Origin of the sequence: Nostoc sp. T09, from assembly GCF_002154695.1 — a bacterium.
Lineage (GTDB): Bacteria > Cyanobacteriota > Cyanobacteriia > Cyanobacteriales > Nostocaceae > Aulosira.
The window spans coordinates 42,130-60,192 of the sequence record NZ_MTAV01000055.1 but is presented as its reverse complement, the minus strand read 5'-3'; the positions used below and the strand labels follow the sequence as shown (position 1 = coordinate 60,192).

At 39.9% G+C, this 18,063-nt stretch carries 14 protein-coding genes; 8 read left to right on the top strand and 6 right to left on the bottom strand.

Features of this window, described 5'->3' with window-relative positions; genetic code table 11:
* Positions 1-31 precede the first annotated feature (31 nt).
* Entirely contained in the window at positions 32-1,363 is a 1,332-nt protein-coding gene (locus BV372_RS13725) for an ABC transporter substrate-binding protein (RefSeq protein WP_086687059.1), read from the bottom strand.
* 371 nt (positions 1,364-1,734) lie between these two features.
* Here BV372_RS13725 and BV372_RS13720 point away from each other — a divergent pair, with 371 nt between their 5' ends.
* Complete coding sequence (locus BV372_RS13720) at positions 1,735-2,826, top strand: glycosyltransferase family 4 protein (protein ID WP_218776719.1); 1,092 nt, start codon at positions 1,735-1,737, stop codon at positions 2,824-2,826.
* A gap of 267 nt (positions 2,827-3,093) precedes the next feature.
* A complete protein-coding gene (locus BV372_RS13715; RefSeq protein WP_086687058.1) occupies positions 3,094-3,414 on the top strand; it encodes a hypothetical protein in 321 nt (106 codons plus the stop codon).
* Between the two features lie 49 nt (positions 3,415-3,463).
* Here BV372_RS13715 and BV372_RS13710 read toward each other — a convergent pair whose 3' ends face one another.
* The 3 genes from BV372_RS13710 to BV372_RS13700 are packed head-to-tail and all read right to left on the bottom strand — an operon-like array spanning position 3,464 to position 4,329.
* Complete coding sequence (locus BV372_RS13710; RefSeq protein WP_086687057.1) at positions 3,464-3,757, bottom strand: DUF2103 domain-containing protein; 294 nt, start codon at positions 3,755-3,757, stop codon at positions 3,464-3,466.
* Between the two features lie 2 nt (positions 3,758-3,759).
* On the bottom strand, positions 3,760-4,065 hold the full coding sequence (clpS, locus tag BV372_RS13705; RefSeq protein ID WP_086687056.1) for an ATP-dependent Clp protease adapter ClpS: 306 nt from the start codon (positions 4,063-4,065) through the stop codon (positions 3,760-3,762).
* Positions 4,066-4,110: 45 nt separating this feature from the next.
* On the bottom strand, positions 4,111-4,329 hold the full coding sequence (locus tag BV372_RS13700) for a hypothetical protein (protein WP_143845104.1): 219 nt from the start codon (positions 4,327-4,329) through the stop codon (positions 4,111-4,113).
* A gap of 641 nt (positions 4,330-4,970) precedes the next feature.
* On the opposite strand from BV372_RS13700, the gene BV372_RS37590 reads away from it, so the two are divergent.
* The gene (locus BV372_RS37590; protein WP_256973202.1) at positions 4,971-5,795 is read left to right on the top strand and encodes a hypothetical protein; all 825 of its coding nucleotides are present in this window, start codon (positions 4,971-4,973) and stop codon (positions 5,793-5,795) included.
* Between the two features lie 682 nt (positions 5,796-6,477).
* Here BV372_RS37590 and BV372_RS13685 read toward each other — a convergent pair.
* Positions 6,478-7,773, bottom strand: coding sequence for a dicarboxylate/amino acid:cation symporter (locus tag BV372_RS13685; RefSeq protein WP_086687053.1), 1,296 nt, complete (start codon positions 7,771-7,773; stop codon positions 6,478-6,480).
* A gap of 175 nt (positions 7,774-7,948) precedes the next feature.
* Between BV372_RS13685 and BV372_RS13680 the strand changes: the two genes are divergently transcribed.
* On the top strand, positions 7,949-10,579 hold the full coding sequence (locus BV372_RS13680; protein ID WP_086687052.1) for a DNA polymerase III subunit alpha: 2,631 nt from the start codon (positions 7,949-7,951) through the stop codon (positions 10,577-10,579).
* A 154-nt stretch (positions 10,580-10,733) separates the two neighbouring features.
* Here the strand turns inward: BV372_RS13680 and BV372_RS13675 are convergent, their stop codons facing one another.
* Complete coding sequence (locus tag BV372_RS13675) at positions 10,734-11,432, bottom strand: Crp/Fnr family transcriptional regulator (protein ID WP_256973201.1); 699 nt, start codon at positions 11,430-11,432, stop codon at positions 10,734-10,736.
* 239 nt (positions 11,433-11,671) lie between these two features.
* On the opposite strand from BV372_RS13675, the gene BV372_RS13670 reads away from it, so the two are divergent.
* The 4 genes from BV372_RS13670 (at position 11,672) to BV372_RS13660 (ending at position 18,039) form a co-directional block, all read left to right on the top strand.
* Positions 11,672-12,307, top strand: a complete 636-nt coding sequence (locus tag BV372_RS13670) for a chemotaxis protein CheB (RefSeq protein ID WP_086687050.1) — start codon at positions 11,672-11,674, stop codon at positions 12,305-12,307.
* Positions 12,308-12,720: 413 nt separating this feature from the next.
* Complete coding sequence (locus BV372_RS37580; protein ID WP_256973200.1) at positions 12,721-12,855, top strand: hypothetical protein; 135 nt, start codon at positions 12,721-12,723, stop codon at positions 12,853-12,855.
* Positions 12,856-13,135: 280 nt separating this feature from the next.
* Positions 13,136-14,830 carry a group II intron reverse transcriptase/maturase gene (gene ltrA / locus BV372_RS13665; RefSeq protein ID WP_086687049.1) on the top strand — a complete coding sequence of 565 codons (1,695 nt, stop codon included), beginning with the start codon at positions 13,136-13,138 and terminating at the stop codon, positions 14,828-14,830.
* A 221-nt stretch (positions 14,831-15,051) separates the two neighbouring features.
* Positions 15,052-18,039: a CHAT domain-containing tetratricopeptide repeat protein gene (locus BV372_RS13660; protein WP_086687048.1), complete on the top strand. Its 2,988-nt coding sequence runs from the start codon at positions 15,052-15,054 to the stop codon at positions 18,037-18,039.
* Positions 18,040-18,063 lie beyond the last annotated feature (24 nt).

The window sequence follows — 18,063 nt, the reverse complement described above, 5'->3', positions numbered from 1 at the left end:
GACTCTTGGCTCTGGACAAATGCCAAATGATCTAATTTTTATTGCTATCCCAAATTAGATCTAAACGCTCTTGCGCCATTTTTAAAGCTTTTTCAGCAGTAGATCTACCCATTAATGTAGACTCAATCGCTCTACCAAGACTATCAGATAAACGACTATAACCAGCAATAGTTGGTCGAGCATTGGCCACAGGTATTTGCTCCATAAAAACTTTTAACCAAGGTTTTTGGCTGAGATATTGCTGATAAGCTTTACTTTGAGCAGATTTAATATTCACCGGCAAAAAACCTGTCCCAATACTCCACTCTGTTTGGAATTCTTCACTCAGAACATATTCCAAAAATTTCATGGCGGCTTTTTCTCGTTCGGGTGTAGTCTTCATAACAAATAGATTTCCTGTAGCTGTGACTGTAGCAGGTTGCACACTCACAGGTATGGGAAAGACATCATAATCAACATTAGATTTAGCTATATAAGTCCAAGGCCCTGTGATTTGCATCGCTACTCGACCAGCAATAAAACTATCCTCCTCATAACCTCGTTCTGGAGGAGAAAGCGTTGCCGAACCATCTTTTAACAAGTTTTCCCAAAATTTTAAGGCCGCGATCGCTCCCGAGTCGATCAGATTGGGTTGGTTATTTTTGACTACCTCTCCCCCATTGCTCAATAAAAAGGGAAACCAACTAAAAACTGTCCATTCTCCCTTTCCTAAAGGTAGTAAAATTCCATATTGTTCCGGTCGATTGTCGCCATTACGGTCTATAGTGAGTTTTTTGGCAACTTGCCGTAATTCTTCCCAAGTCTTAGGAGTTGTTGTAATTCCTGCTGCTTTAAATAAATCAGGTCGGTAAAAAATGCCCAAATTAGCAGTGTACAATGGGACTGACCATAAGTGACCGTCCAATTGTAATTCCTCAAGTAAGTTGGATGTAACTTCTGACTTGATAGGTGATTTATTTAGCCAATCTTCTAAAGGTTGAATTGCCCCTAATTCTACCAATTGCCCAGTAATTTGCGGGTAGAATGACAATATATCAGGTGGTACATTGCCTACAACTGCTGTTAATACTTTCGGCAGTTGTTGTTCTAATGCACCTGCAAAAATAGAGTCTACTTGAATATCATCATGAGTCTGGTTAAATTTATCTACTAATTTTTGAAATACATCACGATTAACAGGAGGATTAATTCCTTGCCATAGGTTTATATGAACTACTCCAGCATTTTTCTTTACCAGATTTTGACAACTAGATAATATTAGACATAGGCTGAGGACAATTATCAAAAAAGAAAGCTGCCTAATATAATAAAAACAATATTGCAAAGCAGCTTTGATTTTGGATATAAAAGTGCTAACTTTCATGCTAATTATTTATTACAAATAAGGAAATGTACTCTCTCAATACCTTGATTTGTGGTGTGACTTTTTTTACTTATTTATTGTAGTTTAATAAAAACATCAATTGCATAGTATCATAAAATGATGTTTCTTATTACACAAAACTCATGGGTAAATTAACACCATCTTTCTTAATTTCCTTTCATTTAGATGATTTTAAAGTTATAAATAAGTTTTTTCATCCACTTTAGAGCAATTTTTTAGAATTATTTCAACCTTACCTGATTACATCTCGTTACTACAGTAAGCAACATTAAATAGAAGATAACTTTAATAACACCTTCGTTAAGCGTTATTATCTTTAAGTAATTTTGATATAGCAGCAATCAAGGATTATGCCGGATTACAAATTATTGTTTATGTCTACCCCAGTTGGTGCAATGGGTTCAGGATTGGGAGGTGGAGTAGAATTGACACTTTCTAATATTGCTAAAGAGATGCTGCTGCGAGGGCACAAATTAGAAATTGTTGCACCACAAGGATCTGTCACCAATTCATTACCGATTCAAGAAATTCCTGGTGAACTACAAATACCAGCCCAAAATCAGACACGAACTGATCCAATTTTTCTACCTAAAAATTCTGTTTTGGCGAATATGTGGGATTATGCTCGCCAAGTACAAGCAAATTATGATTTAATCGTGAATTTTGCTTATGATTGGCTGCCATTGTATTTAACACCATTTTTTAACACTCCAATTGCCCATCTCATCAGTATGGGTTCTTTAACAGATGCAATGGATCAGATTATGGAACAGATAGCAACTAAGTTCCCAGCTACTATTGGCGTTCACAGTAAAACCCAAGCAGCGACTTTTAAATTTGAACAGCAGTGTACTTGTTTGCTGAATGGGATGGATTTATCTATTTATCAGTTTTGCGATCGACCAAGCCATAACTTGGCGTGGGTAGGTAGAATAGCACCAGAAAAAGGGCTAGAAGATGCTGTAAAAGCAGCGAATACCACTGGGGTTCCTCTGAAAATATTTGGACTGAAACAGGATGAAAATTACTGGCAAAAGATTTGTCAAGACTACCCAGATGCACCAATAGAATATATGGGCTTTTTACCTACAATCGAGTTACAACAACAATTAGGTAAATGTGTAGCCTTGTTAGTAACTCCCCGTTGGGTAGAAGCTTTTGGTAATGTAGCAATTGAAGCTTTAGCCTGTGGAGTCCCTTTAATTGCTTATAGTCGAGGTGGTTTGACAGAAATTGTCCAGGATGGCAAAACAGGCTTTTTGGTAAAACCAGATAGCGTACAAGGCTTAGTTGCAGCTATTCGACGTTTAGATGAAATTGACCGTCATGCTTGTCGCCAACAAGCAGAAGCAACTTATTCTTTGGAGGCTATGGGCGATCGCGTGGAACAATGGTTTCAAAATATTCTCAATCAGAGTGCCAAGGTAAAAGCTAAAGCGTAAGGTGTAATCTTGCCCTGCTATTGTTTGCTTATGCAGATTTAATCGGACTCTACTGTATTAATAATTCCCTGATTTTCAATTTTAAATGTGCAAAATCTAGTTTTTTCCCGTAAAAAAGATTTTCCTAGAGATCATTTACAGGCGTTAGGCTTTGCAATTCTTTACATAATCCCAAGTTTTCTATTGCAGTTTGTAACTATTTTGTGCAACCTCAAGGCCTATTCCTTTAGACTGAATCTCAATTGAGAAATATTGGGATCAAGACAAATGCATTCGGTAAACGTATTTTGTCACGAGTTTGTAGTTGCTGTTTCCTTTATTGCTTGTATCCTTGGTCTATTGCTACTTTGGGATGGCAAGCAGCAGAAACATGATTTGGAAGAAACAGAGCAGATTCTGTTTAGAATGAGCTTTACTTACTGGCTAGTTTATTGTGTTGCTTTTGGCTTGGACAAAATACTTTTACCAAGCTGGGAACCAATAGTAATGTCTTTAAAAATAACTACAGCTCTGTCATATTTTTTAACATTTTCTTGTATCCTTAGTTTACCACTCCACAGATTTGCAGTACATCAGGTAGAAGAATAGTTGAGAGTCAACAGTGCATAGTCTGATGGACTATGGACTATTGAAGTGATTAACTTTTCATCGCGATCGCGATCGCTTCTAAGAGGCTATCTTGATCTAAAGTCGTTAAGATAAATACCTCCTGCACTGTCTTTCCTTGCCGGGCGATAACTTTATAACCACCTCGAATCGGTACAGACACACGCAGTTGCATTTTGGGAGCATGACCTCTAACTCGCCCAATCACGCCTGGTGTCACAGTTTGAATGCCATGCTGCTGACACAGACGTTCTAATATGGGAATGAGTCCACTAATGTGGGTTGAGTGATTCCAGACTAGTCTACCATCATTGGGTTTGCCCATGATTAAGCTGCCTCTAGAGGAGCCATTGTCAAACCCGCACGCCGTAGTTGCTGGTGATATAGTTCTGCTGGTTCTTGGGGGCCTACCCAGACGATCGCTTGACCCTCAAAATGTATTTGGTTGGTCAGATCCCAAGCATTGTCGCTGGTCATCCCTGGAATGTATTTCATCAAACACTCAGCGACGTGCTGAAATGTGTTAAAGTCATCGTTTAAAACGATAACTTTATAATTTGGATATAGCTTGCGGGTAACTTGATTAGACCGTTCAGGAGCTATAGTTGGTGATGTTGAGAGTCTGGTCACCATAAAACAGTTAATCAACAGGATTTTATAACACTACACTACAAATAACTAGTTTAGTTCATACTTCAGAGTCAAGAGTTGGACTTGGGATTTTCGCAATTCGATAAATTTTTGGGGTGAAAGGCCTAATTGCCTTAGCCATTGAAGTTTATATTCAAGTTCTTCGCTTCCCTCCACAGAATGCACCCGGAAATTTCCCCGTTTACCACCTCCAGAATGACAAATATCTACCACCACAGTCACGTTATCTGTCTTTAACGCAGACATAAGCAAAAATATTTGGTTTTTTGGAATCAGACAAGGGAACCACAAGAATTTCTCCTACTACTGACCTAATCAGATTCACCAATTAAAGTAAAAACTAGTTTATGTAGCTGATTTTTAGATTTTTTATGTGGATTTTACTTAGTAATGAGCTACATAGAGTTTACAGGCTGAGTATACATTCTTGTTAAAAAAGACTCAAGTATATTTTCATCAATCCAAAAAAGCGATCGCACTAATTAGGTTGAGATTAATTATAAAAACGTACTTTTTGTGTTGACTTTGGCAGCAATCATGACAAACCAAGCTAAGTTGCTCGGATTGATAAAATTTTACAAACTTTAATTAGTATCTAGTTGTATTTACTACCAGTCATCCAAAATATTTATTGAATTAGCTCATCAATAAGTGTTTTTCTATACTTAACTATACGCAATTATGCATAAAATTTATAGTGAAATTATCAAAATTTTATATTTATTTAATTGTACTTATACTTTAATACAAGGTTAAGAAATCTCTAAAAGAAGGACATTAATTCATTAATTTTTTGTTGCAGTCAGTGTTGTCCATGATGAAGATGAATGGCTTGGAATTAGGAGATTTTTTTTATTCAAAGATTAATTAACAACTAGGATTTCAAAATGATTGGACATTCAAACATCAACAATAATGAAGACTCAGCAGGAATTGAGCCAGCCAATCCTCTAGAAAATGCGATCGCAAAGTTGCGATCACAGCAGGTGGAATTATATCTTTCTGCGAAAGGAACAGTTCAATTTCTGGTTAAGGTAGTAATTTTTTTGGCCATAGCCAGTGTTTTGGTAAATCTGTATTATTTTTATCTGCCTAATTTCCCCTTAAGGAATCTGTTAAAAAACTTATTTGACCTCGACAGCGAAACCAATATACCCTCAGTTTACGCAGCAGGCGCAATCTTATTTTGTTCGATTCTGATGGCTATCATTGCCCAAGCTCAGAAATTAGCTGGAAACTCAAATTTCCGATCGTGGTTAGGGTTCTCGTTGGTTTTTGCTTATTTATCAATGGACGAATTCATGAGTCTACATGAAAATGTAGTCGTTCCAATGCGTAAAGCTTTTCATACTGGAGGCTTGCTTTACTTTCCTTGGGTGATTTTGGGCAGTATCTTCTTAGTTATATTTTTGATAGTGTTTGGTAAATTTATTGCTTCTCTTCCTGCAAAGACACGACGCTTATTTTTCATTGCTGGAATTATCTACGTAGTAGGTGCACTTGGTTTTGAAATGCTAGGTGGATTGTATGCAAGCCATTATGGTGAAACTAATATCATCTATGTTTTGATGACAACTATAGAAGAGGTATTAGAAATGCTAGGAATCATTGCCTTTATTTATGCACTGCTAACTTATATGAGTGCTCATATGAAAGGGGTAGATGTAGGAATTCACATTATTGATTCAAAGAAGCAACACTTAAGCTCTTAAGGATATTAATTTAACGGCAACGTTACCTCAAGCTATTTTCAAATACGCAAATAAAGACGTAAGGGCACAAAATATTTTGCCCTTACGTCTTTATTTTGCGTCAGTTCTACCATTTCAGATTTTGGAGGCTAGATTATAAAAAATTTTTTGGTAATTGTATTGAGCAAGCCAGCTATCTTAATAATTTTTTAAATTGCCTGAAAATAGCTATAAATACTCTAGACTGAAACAACTAAGCTGAGTTAGCTTACCGCGTAGTCAGAACGTCAAAACTCAAGCTTAAAACCCCTTGTAGTCAAAATAACCCAAATAATTGCAGACAAAATCAGCTTCCAGCAGAATTTTCTCCCACTAAAGTTTTTCTCATGATTTTTGCAATAAAATTTAGTAGTTTTCCGCAATTGTCACCAGGACGATCGTGTATATCATTGTTTAATCTTTAACTAGACTGCGACATAGCCTGTATAGTATTTTTTCCTATGGCTCCCAAACTTAAGAACATTCAATTTCCACTTTGGCATTATCTCAACCAGCCCTTGTTTAGTAGTCAAACTAAATTAATATGGAATCCTCGTACTTTTGCTTCTATATGGCGAATTCAACTTTTAGAACGGTGCTGGCATAGAGAATGTGATGCCAAGGGGCCTCAACAGCATTAAATGTTTATTATTAAGGGTGCAAATTAAGCCTCGTCTAAAGTACGAGGCTTTTTACCGTCTAGCAAAGCACTGACTGTCATATCTCCCATAACGTTGAGCGCAGTACGGCAGCGATCCAAAAACCAATCTACAGTTACCAACAAAGCAATATACTGCGTTGGCAAGCCAACGGAAGTAAATACCAAGGTCATCGTTACCAATCCCGCATTCGGAATACCAGCTGCGCCTACGGATGCAAAAATAGAGGTAAGGATGACGATTAGCTGCTGTCCTAAACTTAGATGTTGCCCTAGTACTTGGGAGATATACAGTGCAGACATTGCCTCATACAGGGCAGTACCATCATTATTAAAGTTTGCGCCGACTAATGCCCCTAAAGAAGCCGAAGATTCCCTTAAACCAATTTTTGTTTGCAAAACCTCAAAGGTAATCGGCATTGTCACGGTTGAGGAAGAAGTCGAAAAAGCTGTAATAAAAGCATCCGAACCACCAGTTAGGAACCTTAATGGGCTTACCCAAGAACCTATTTTTACCCTAGTGAGATAGTAACAAGCTTGTAACGCCAGAGCGACCAGTACCGCCACGATAAACGCCGCCAAAGATTGGAAAGGAGCAAAACCTTTTTCAGCCACAGTTTTAGCGACAATTCCAAAGACAGCTAAAGGAACTAAGGCAATTACCCAGTTGAGGATGCGAATTACCGCCTCAAATAAAATCCCAATCACATCTTCTATTGGCTGGTATGCTGTTTTGCCTTGAGCAATTTGTTCTGATTTTAATGCCCGCAGCACAATCCCAAAGGAAAGGGCAATAACGATCAGTTGGATAACATTATTATCGACTAATGGCTTGAGGATGGCATCTGGTACAGCATCTTTGAATAAACCCCAAGGGTCAAGACTTTGAGCAGGTATATCCGTAGCTGTTGGGGTCACTGCTAAATTTCCCCAACTACCTGGATGCAAGACGTTGGCTACAACCAAACCGATGAGAATTGCGGCGGTAGTGTTTGTTAATAGTAGTACTGCTAGCCGCCTACCAGCTGTACCAGGGATATTGGTAGTCATGAAGGTATGCAGCACTGCTACCAAAATTAGCGGCGTAGCTAGGGCACGGAGAGCCTTTAGCACTAATTCCGCGGGAATGGCTAAGTTGGTGATAAATGTGGCATTGTCTGGGCTAGGATTTCCTGCACCGAGGGCGATTCCTAAGCTGACAGCAAGCACTAAGGCGATAACAATTTGTAATGTCAGAGGAATACGCAGCCACCAAGGACGGCTTTTGGCTTCAAGCGAAGTAATGCTCTCTGGTTCACTCATTGTTATATGTTGGGTAACTGAACTGCTGTAACTATTTAAACATCACTTGCGGAAGTGAAATTTCCACAAACGCGTTAATCTAAGATCCCGTTGCTTTCTTTGCAGAATCCTGCTCAAAAGGGTATGTCACTAGTATGCCCCAAGAGCTATCGTTGGCTTGTGGTTGGAGATCGATATGTCTTTTGTCCCTTTGCATATTCACAGTGATTACAGCTTGCTCGATGGAGCTAGTCAGCTACCAGAGTTGGTGGATCGAGCGATCGCTCTGGGGATGAAAGCGATCGCCCTCACCGATCACGGTGTCATGTACGGTGCGGTGGAACTGATCAAAATCTGCCGGAGTAAGAACATTAAGCCAATTCTTGGCAACGAAATGTATATCATTAATGGTGATATCGAAAAGCAAGAACGCCGTCCCCGTTATCATCAAGTTGTTTTAGCTAAAAATACTAAAGGCTACAAAAATTTAGTCAAATTAACTACTATTTCTCACCTCAAAGGTGTACAGGGAAAAGGTATTTTTTCCCGTCCTTGCATCAACAAAGAATTATTAAAAGAATATCATGAAGGATTGATTGTCACCAGTGCTTGTTTAGGTGGAGAAATTCCGCAAGCAATTCTTAGCAATAGACCAGATGCAGCCCGTAAAGTTGCTAAATGGTATAAAGATGTATTTGGTGATGACTATTATTTAGAAATTCAAGATCACGGTTCCCAAGAAGACAGAATTGTTAACGTAGAAATTATTAAAATTGCTCGGGAACTAGATATTAAAGTTGTTGCTACTAATGACTCTCATTTTATTTCCTGTTATGACGTAGAAGCACATGATGCTTTGCTGTGTATTCAAACAGGCAAGCTAATTATTGAAGAAAACCGAATGCGTTATAGCGGCACAGAATATCTCAAATCTGCCGAAGAAATGAAGCTGCTATTTCGCGATCATTTGCCTGATGATGTTATTGCGTCAGCTGTGGCTACCACTGAAGAAGTTGCCGATAAAGTCGAGCCTTACCAGATTATGGGTGAGCCGCAAATTCCTACGCCTCCCATTCCCTCTGGTCATACTGCTGATACTTACGCCGAAGAAGTTGCATGGAACGGACTTTTAGAAAGGTTAAATCGCAAATCCCGCCACGAAGTCGATTCAACCTATAAAGAAAGGTTGGAATACGAACTAAAAATGATTCAACAAATGGGGTTTTCCAAATACTTTTTAGTCGTATGGGATTATATCAAATTTGCTAGAGATAATAATATTCCTGTGGGGCCTGGTCGGGGTTCGGCGGCTGGTTCATTAGTTGCTTATGCCATGCGCATTACCAACATCGACCCTGTACATCATGGTCTACTATTTGAGCGCTTTTTAAACCCAGAACGGAAATCCATGCCTGATATTGATACGGATTTCTGCATTGAACAAAGAGATAAGGTTATTGAATATGTAACTGAGAAATATGGTGCTGATAAAGTTGCCCAAATTATTACCTTTAACCGCCTAACTTCTAAAGCTGTATTAAAAGATGTCGCCAGAGTATTAAATATTCCTTACGGGGAAGCCGACAAAATGGCGAAATTAATTCCTGTAGTGCGGGGGAAACCAACTAAACTCAAGGTGATGGTTTCCGATGACACCCCAGCACCAGAGTTTAAGGAAAAGTATGATAATGAGCCTCATGTTCGCCATTGGCTTGATATGGCGATGCGAATTGAAGGAACTAACAAAACTTTTGGGGTTCATGCAGCAGGCGTGGTAATTTCTGCCGATCCCCTTGATGAAATTGTGCCGCTACAGAGAAATAATGACGGTTCCGTGATTACTCAGTATTTCATGGAAGACTTAGAATCAATGGGATTGTTAAAGATGGACTTTCTCGGTCTGCGGAACTTGACCTTGATTCAAAAGACGTTGGATCTGATTGAAGAAACTAACGGATATCGTGTTGATCCTGATGAAATCACACATCAAGAAAGAAAAGCGCAGAAGATATTAGCTAAAGGTGAACATAGCACTTTACCAAAAGATGTACAAAAAACTTATGCACTATTAGAAGCGGGTGAACTAGAAGGAATATTTCAATTAGAATCTTCTGGAATGAAGCAGATAGTGCGAGATTTGAAGCCATCTAATATAGAAGACATCTCATCAATTTTGGCACTTTATCGACCGGGACCATTAGATGCAGGACTAATTCCTAAGTTTATTAACCGCAAACATGGTCGAGAAAATATTGACTACGAAACTTCAATTTTAGAACCGATATTAAATGAAACCTATGGAATTATGGTCTATCAAGAGCAAATTATGAAAATTGCTCAGGATATGGCTGGATATTCGCTAGGACAAGCCGACTTGCTGCGTCGTGCGATGGGTAAAAAGAAAGTTTCGGAAATGCAGAAGCAGCAGGAAAAGTTTATTGATGGTGCGACTAAAAACGGCGTGAAAAAGCAAGTAGCTGAAAAGTTATTTGACGATATGTTGAAATTCGCCGAATATTGCCTAAGCTACGATACAGAAGTTTTGACAGTAGAATATGGGTTAATTGCGATTGGTGAAATTGTTGAAAAACGGTTGGAATGCAGCGTTTACAGCGTTGATGAACATGGCAATGTTTATACCCAACCTGTAGCGCAGTGGCATAATCGCGGTCAACAAGAAGTTTTTGAGTATTGTTTAGAAGATGGTTCGATAATTCGGGCGACAAAAGACCATAAGTTTATGACTACTGATGGACAAATGTTACCGATTGATGAAATCTTTGAACGAGGGTTAGATTTGCTACAGGTTCCACGATTACCAAGATAAGAACCCATAGCGATAGTTAATATTGGATGCTCAAAATAAGAAAATTCAGTCCTTAGTTTCTTACTTTAGTTGCTACAGCCGAGACTCATCAACAGTTTTGAGAGCCAGTGCTGTGCATCTCTATTGCTCGGTCGCGGCGTAAATAAATATTGAGCTAATGACTTGAATTACCGTTGAGCAAACGCTCAAACTCTACTTTGACGATTTGGTAACACTCGCAGCTAGTAGCTTCTAAACTATCGCGGTCAACGATAGTCATTTGCCCGCGAACATACTCGATTAACCCTGCCCTTTGAAGAATAGAGGCAGTAAGACTAACACTGGAGCGGTTCACACCTAGCATTTGAGCAAGAAATTCTTGAGTAAGTGGAAAAGAGTCTCTTTCTACTCGGTCAGCGGTCATCAACAGCCAACGGCAAAATCGCTCTTCTATTGAATGCAGGCGGTTGCAAGCAGCAGACTGGGCGATTTGGTTAAACAGTGCTTGCGTATAGCGTTGCAGTAGGTCGTGCAAGGGACTACTTGGGGTGACATGAGCTTTAAACGCATCTGCACTCATTCTCCACGCATCACCAGGAACTTGTGAAAAAGCCTGGCCCGGAATACTATTAGCTCCCAGTAATATCGGCAGACCTACCATTCCTTCGTTACCGACCGTAGCCACTTCCACTGCCGAACCGTCCGCCATAATGGTGAGCAAAGAGATTACACCATGCTTGGGGAAATAGACGTACTCAATTGGCTGGTTATATAAGTAGACGTCTTGCTTGAACTCCAGAGGTACGAGTTCCATATAAGCAACGATACGAGAGTATTCTTCAGGGGATAGAGCAGCTAAAAGTCGATTTTCCACAAAGTGCAGGGTGATTGAAACCCAAAGAGCAAAAGTTTGTTTGAGCCAGCCCTATCTCCATTAAGTTAAACGGCAGCAGTTAACAACCTCTCTCCAAAGATTTATTCTATGCAAATAGTTTATGTTAGATAGCTAACATATAAAATTAGTATATGTTGGATAGCTAACATAACAGTTTTACTGGCTATACAGCTTTAATATTCGTTGGATTATAGTTTGCTGAACGGTAAGCATTAGTAATGGTCAAAAACATTGCCGATACACAACCACATCGCATCCTGTCACACTTTCCTAATATTGCCTATAACATAGTGGCAATAGGAGCTTCTGCGGGTGGGCAAGAGCCACTTATCCAAATATTGTCAGCTTTACCAGCAGATTTCCCGGCGGCGATTGTTGTAGTGCAGCACATGAATCCTGCCTATAATAGTCATTTGGCAGAGATTTTAAGCCGTTACACAGCGTTGCAAGTTGAGCCAGCTAAATCTGGAAGTGTATTACGTCCAGGGACGGTTTACACTTATGTTCCAAACCGACATCTAGCGATCGATGCTAATGGTAGGCTGTGTTTGTTAGAGCAGCCAAAGATGAACTTTGTTCGTCCCTCAGTGGACAAACTATTCATGTCGGTAGGCGTTAATTATGGATTGCGGGCGATCTCTGTTGTATTGAGTGGCTTGGGTAGAGATGGTGCTTTAGGAACCAGAGCAATCAAAAAGTATGGCGGTATAACTATTGCTCAAGATGAAACAACTTCAGAGTACTTCTGTATGCCCAAGGCAGCTATTGATACACAGAAAGTAGACTTCGTTCTGGCTACGAAGGCGATCGCTAACAAATTGATGAGTCTAGTAATGGCAGAATTAGCAGCGTAAAGAGTAATTTATCTTTTTCCCGATGTTGGGGCGATCGCTTGTCCAGGGAAATATTATGGTTGGCTAAACCATTACCAAGCAATAGAGATGCTCGGTATTGGTTTAATACTTTTGCCCCCAGCTTGCGAGGTAATGCCTCGCAAGGAAGTTGCTCATCACTGGCTGCTGAAATTCTTATAAATCAAAGATTTTTAACAAAGTAATCAAATTTTTCTTAATTGATTTTCTTGTGCGATTCGATGTCGCACGTTGTAGAGTGAGTCCCTCAGAAAGACTCCTGGCAAGTGTCCAATGCCAGTACCCGCCCGAAGGGGCAACAGGAGTAATCCGGTTGTCTCACAGCTAGAGAGAGGGTCAAGTGTGCCAAAACCTGTCAGCCGACATGATGGGAGAGGTGTTAGGGTAAAGCCAACATGGTTAACGCAAGTGAACCCTTGATGAGGCATCGTGAAGTAAGACTGCTGGAAACGGCTTTTACGGCAGTACGGGGTAATGAATTTCGTTCCAAGAAAGACGGAATTAGGACACCACAAACCCCCGGTGTATAGAGGGAACCTAAATTGGCTGGATCTCACGCGTGTGGAACGAAGTAACCCCAATGGGGTCTAGAAACGCCCAAAAGGTGTGGACAGTAAGGAAGGAGTAATCCAACCGAAAACCCCAGTGGGTGAGGGATGCCATAAAAAGCGAATGCTACTAACCGAAAGGCAACGGGAATAAATAACCGAGTAGATAGGGCAACTGTCCAACCTGAAAGGGTGCTGACGTATGGCGGGTGAGTCTCTTGAAAAACCTAGTGAAGAAACCGGGCTCAAAAGGAAAAGTTAGATGCAATCTTTTGAGATTGTGAACGTAACTCAGAGAACTACTGAATGGAATTGCGTCAATTGGCGCAAAGCCAACAAAGTAGTTAGGAGACTGAGACAACGGATTTTCAAGGCAACCAAAGAAGGTAAATTGAAGTTGGTTCGTAATCTACAAAGACTACTAATGCGTAGCTATTCCAACATACTGTTATCAGTAAGGAAAGTAACGCAAATCAACACTGGCAAGAACACGCCTGGAGTGGATAAACTCTTGGTACAAACACCAACAGCCAGAGGAATGCTTGTAGATATGTTGACACAATGTATTCCTTGGAAACCACTCCCAGTAAAACGGGTATATATCCCCAAGCCAAATAAAAAACAGCGACCATTAGGAATACCTAGCATAATCGACCGCTGCCTACAGGCGATTGTTAAAAACGCATTGGAACCTTATTGGGAAGCCCTTTTTGAACGCAGCAGCTATGGTTTCCGACCCGGCAGGTGCGCCCATGATGCCATCAAGAAAATATACACGTTGGCACATTCCAGAACTTGGAAAAAATGGGTAGTGGATGCCGATATCAAAAGCTGTTTTGATGAAATTGCTCATATACCACTCATGAACGCCATAGGCAATTTTCCAGCGCGAAAATTGATACACAAATGGCTCAAAGCAGGGTATATGGACAAAGGGACTTTTTACGAAACCGATGCTGGAGTACCGCAAGGTGGAATAATCAGCCCCGTTTTGGCTAACATCGCTTTGCATGGAATTGAGCAAGCGTTAGGTGTAACTTATCACAACAACAAGCTGACAAGCCCAATTGCTGTGGTAAGATACGCCGACGATTTTGTAGTGTTTTGTGAGACCAAAGAATCTGCACTAAATTCAGTTTCTATCCTGAATAAATGGATGAAGGATAGAGGGCTTACCCTCTCACCAGAAAAGACCAAAATAGTCCATATTAGTGAAGGATTTGATTTCCTTGGCTTTTCAATTAGACAATACAAAGACACCAACACCAAAAGTGGTTGGAAACTGCTTATTAAACCGAGCAAAGAATCCATACAGAAATTACGGGATAAGCTCAGACGTATATGGTTAGAAAATAAAACCCTAAATGTCGATGCTTTAATAGCCAAGCTCAACCCAATTGTTCGAGGTTCAGCTAACTATTTCCGTATCGGTGTAGCCTCAGAAATTTTCAATAGTTTAGATTATTGGATGTATAAGAGGGCAAGAAGATACACCAAGCGAATGCACCCGAATAAATCTGATAAATGGCGCAAAAATCGCTATTGGGGAAAACTAAATTTAGACAGGAATGACAACTTCGTGTTTGGAAACAAACTCTCTGGGTTTCACTTGTTGAAATTTAGTTGGTTTAAGATTACTAGGCATTGTCTTGTGAAAGGCACATCATCACCTGATGATCCAACACTCAAAGAATATTGGTTAAGCAGAGAAAAGGATAAATCCAAAAACTTGACCAAGAGCCTTGAGAAACTTGCCCTTAAACAAGATAATCGATGCCCATTATGTGGTGATTCTCTGTTTAATGGAGAAACCCTACATCGGCATCATAAAATCCCTCGCCATCAGGGTGGTCAAGATACTTACGCCAATCTTCAATTAGTACATTATTATTGCCATCAACAAATTCATTCTTCTCAAAAGAAAAGCATTCTCAAAGAAGAATTACCACTTTGGTAGCTTTATGGCTTGCTTGAGCCGTGTGCATTTATAAGACGCAAGCACGGTTCTTAGGGGGGAAAGGGATAGTAATATCCCTGCCCTACCCGACACTTGCACCCAATTTTAGAGAATTGGTATGAAGTCTTGACTACGAAAGTTTTATGTCATTTTGCGGAATCTCAAGTGACTGAGGAGTATAAACAAAAGCAAGTAGTTAAATATACACTTGCTGGAGTGCTATGCGCGATCGCCTAAAATATCTCACCTTTTTGGCTGTCATACTTCCCCTGTTCTCCTTGTCTTCCTTTCCCCTGGCCACACTTCCTCCCTTAACAGCACAAGCGCAAACGCCTCAAGACCGCAAATCTGAGGCTGAACGACTTTATAACTTAGGTCTGCAACAATTCGATCAAGGACAGTATCCTGAAGCTTTAAAGTCCTACGAACAAGCTTTAGCAATTATTAGAGAAATCAAATATCGTCAAGGTGAAGCAGTAATTTTGAATGAAGTTAGTGCTGTTTACCGCAAATTAGGGCAATATCCCAAAGCTATAGAAATTTTGGAACAAGCTTTAGTCATTGTCAAACAAACAGGCGATCGCGCTGGAGAAGGCGGAATTATTAACAATATTGGCTTGGTTTACCGTTATTTAGGGCAGTATACCAAAGCCTTAGATTACTTTCAGCGAGCTCTAGCCATTACCAAAGAAGCTGACAACAAAGCACAGCCAGCATCAATACTCAGCAATATTGGCTCAGTCTATAACAGACGAGGACAGTATGCTAAAGCATTAGAGTACTTTCAGCAAGCTTTAGCCATTCATCAAGCAGTCGGTAATAAACCCGAGCAAGCAACAGTTTTCAACGATATTGGGTCAGTTTATCAAAGCTTGGGAGACTTTACCAAAGCATTAGAATTTTATCAGCAAGCTTACGCCATTCACAAAGAATTTGGTCATAAAGCTGAGGAAGGAATCACCCTCAACAATATTGGCTCAATTTACCAAGACTTGGCACAATATCCTAAAGCTTTAGAATTCTATCAGCAAGCTTTAGCTATTAGTAAACAAATTGGTGATACAGCACAGCAAGGAACAACTCTTAATAATATCGGATTAGTTTATGACAGTTTGGCAGAGTATGCCAAAGCATTAGAGTTTTATCAGCAAGCATTAGCGATTGATAAACAAATCGGTAAAAAAGCTGGAGAAGGAGTAGTTCTTAACAATATTGGTGCTGTTTACCGCAACTTAGGACAATATGCTAAATCATTGGATTTCCTTCAGCAAGCTTTAGTGATTCGCAAGCAAATTGGTGACAAAGCTGGGGAAGGCGGAAATATTGGCAATATTGGGGAAATTTACCGCAACTTAGGACAGCATCCCCAAGCACTGCAATACTACCAGCAAGCTTTAGCGATTCAAAAGCAAATTGGTGATAAGGCGGGTGAAGGAACAACTCGCAATAATATTGGGGAAGCTTACCGCGAATTAAAAGAGTATGAAAAAGCCTTAGAGTATCTTCAGCCAGCTTTAGTATTGCGCAAACAAATTGGTGACAAGGCAGGAGAAGCACAGACTCTCAACAATATTGGAGAACTTTACCGCAATTTAGAAAAGTACGATCGCGCCTTGGATTATTTTCAACAATCTTTAGCGATCAACAAACAAATTGGCGACAAAGCTGCGGAAGCAGGAAATGTCAACAATATTGGAGAAGTTTACCGTAACTTAGGACAGGATGCCAAAGCCTTAGAATATTTTCAGCAAGCTTTAGCCATTGTTAGAAAAATTGGTGACAAGGTAGGAGAAGGGAAAACTCTCAATAATATTGGGTTAATTTATAATCATCAAGGTAAATATCCTGAAGCTGAAAAAACTCTGTTTACTGCTGTTGAAATTTGGGAATCTTTACGACCTGGATTAACTGATGCTCAGAAAATATCATTGTTTGAAAACCAGACAATTACTTATCGTTCTCTACAACAAAGTTTAATTGCTCAGAATAAAATTAATTCTGCACTAGAAGTAGCCGATCGCGCTAGAGCCAGAGCCTTTGTTGAGTTATTAGCCTCGAAGCAATTAGAGAAACCAAATGCTCAATTAAATATCAAACCCTTAAAACTCCAAGAAATTCAAAATATTGCCAAACTAGAAAATTCTACGCTTGTGCAATACTCAACGTTAGAGGACAAATTACTTTACATTTGGGTAGTCAAGCCTACAGGAGAAATTTCTTTTGAGCAAGTTAAGCTGGAGAAATTTCTAAAATCTTCGCTACAAAACCTTGTGATTAACAGCCGCAGAGGTATAGGTGCAAGGGGTAGAAGTGACTCTGCTGAATCTACATCTGGCGATAACCAAAATACAGGTAATCAAAAATCACAATTAAATAAACTCTATGAAATACTAGTTAAACCGATCGCTCAATATCTTCCTAAAGATCCTAACGCTCGTGTTATCTTCATTCCTCAAGAATCCTTGTTTCTCATACCGTTCCCTGCATTACAAGATGAGCAAGGCAAATATTTAATCGATAAACATACTATCTTGACTGCACCAGCAATTCAAGTTTTGGATCTCACCCGCAAACAGAGACAAAACCTTAACCAGTCTGCAAAAGATGTGTTGATAGTCGGTAATCCTACCATGCCGAAGCTTCCCATTGACAATGAACAGTTACCATCTCTACCAGGTGCGGAAGAAGAAGCAATTAAGATTGCAGATTTATTTAAAACACCAGCAATTACAGGTAACAAAGCCACCGAGACAGCGATGGTAGAGAAGATGAAGCAAGCCAACATTGTTCACTTTGCTACTCACGGCTTACTTGATGATTTTAAAGGATTGGGTGTACCTGGTGCGATCGCACTGGCTCCTGGTGGTAAAGATGATGGTTTGCTGACATCTGGTGAAATTCTTGACATGAAACTCAAGGCGCAACTTGTTGTGCTCAGTGCTTGTAACACTGGAGGTGGTAATATTACAGGCGATGGTGTGATTGGCTTATCACGCTCTTTAATTACCGCCGGAGTCAAGAGTGTGATTGTTTCGCTTTGGTCTGTACCCGACAATTCCACAGCATTGTTGATGACTGAGTTTTATCGCCATCTCCAACATAATTCTGATAAAGCGGCGGCGCTACGACAAGCAATGCTGACTACGAGACAACAGTATAGTAATCCTGTTGACTGGGCTGCATTTACGCTCATAGGTGAAGCAGAGTAAACAATACCAAATATCACAGAAAAA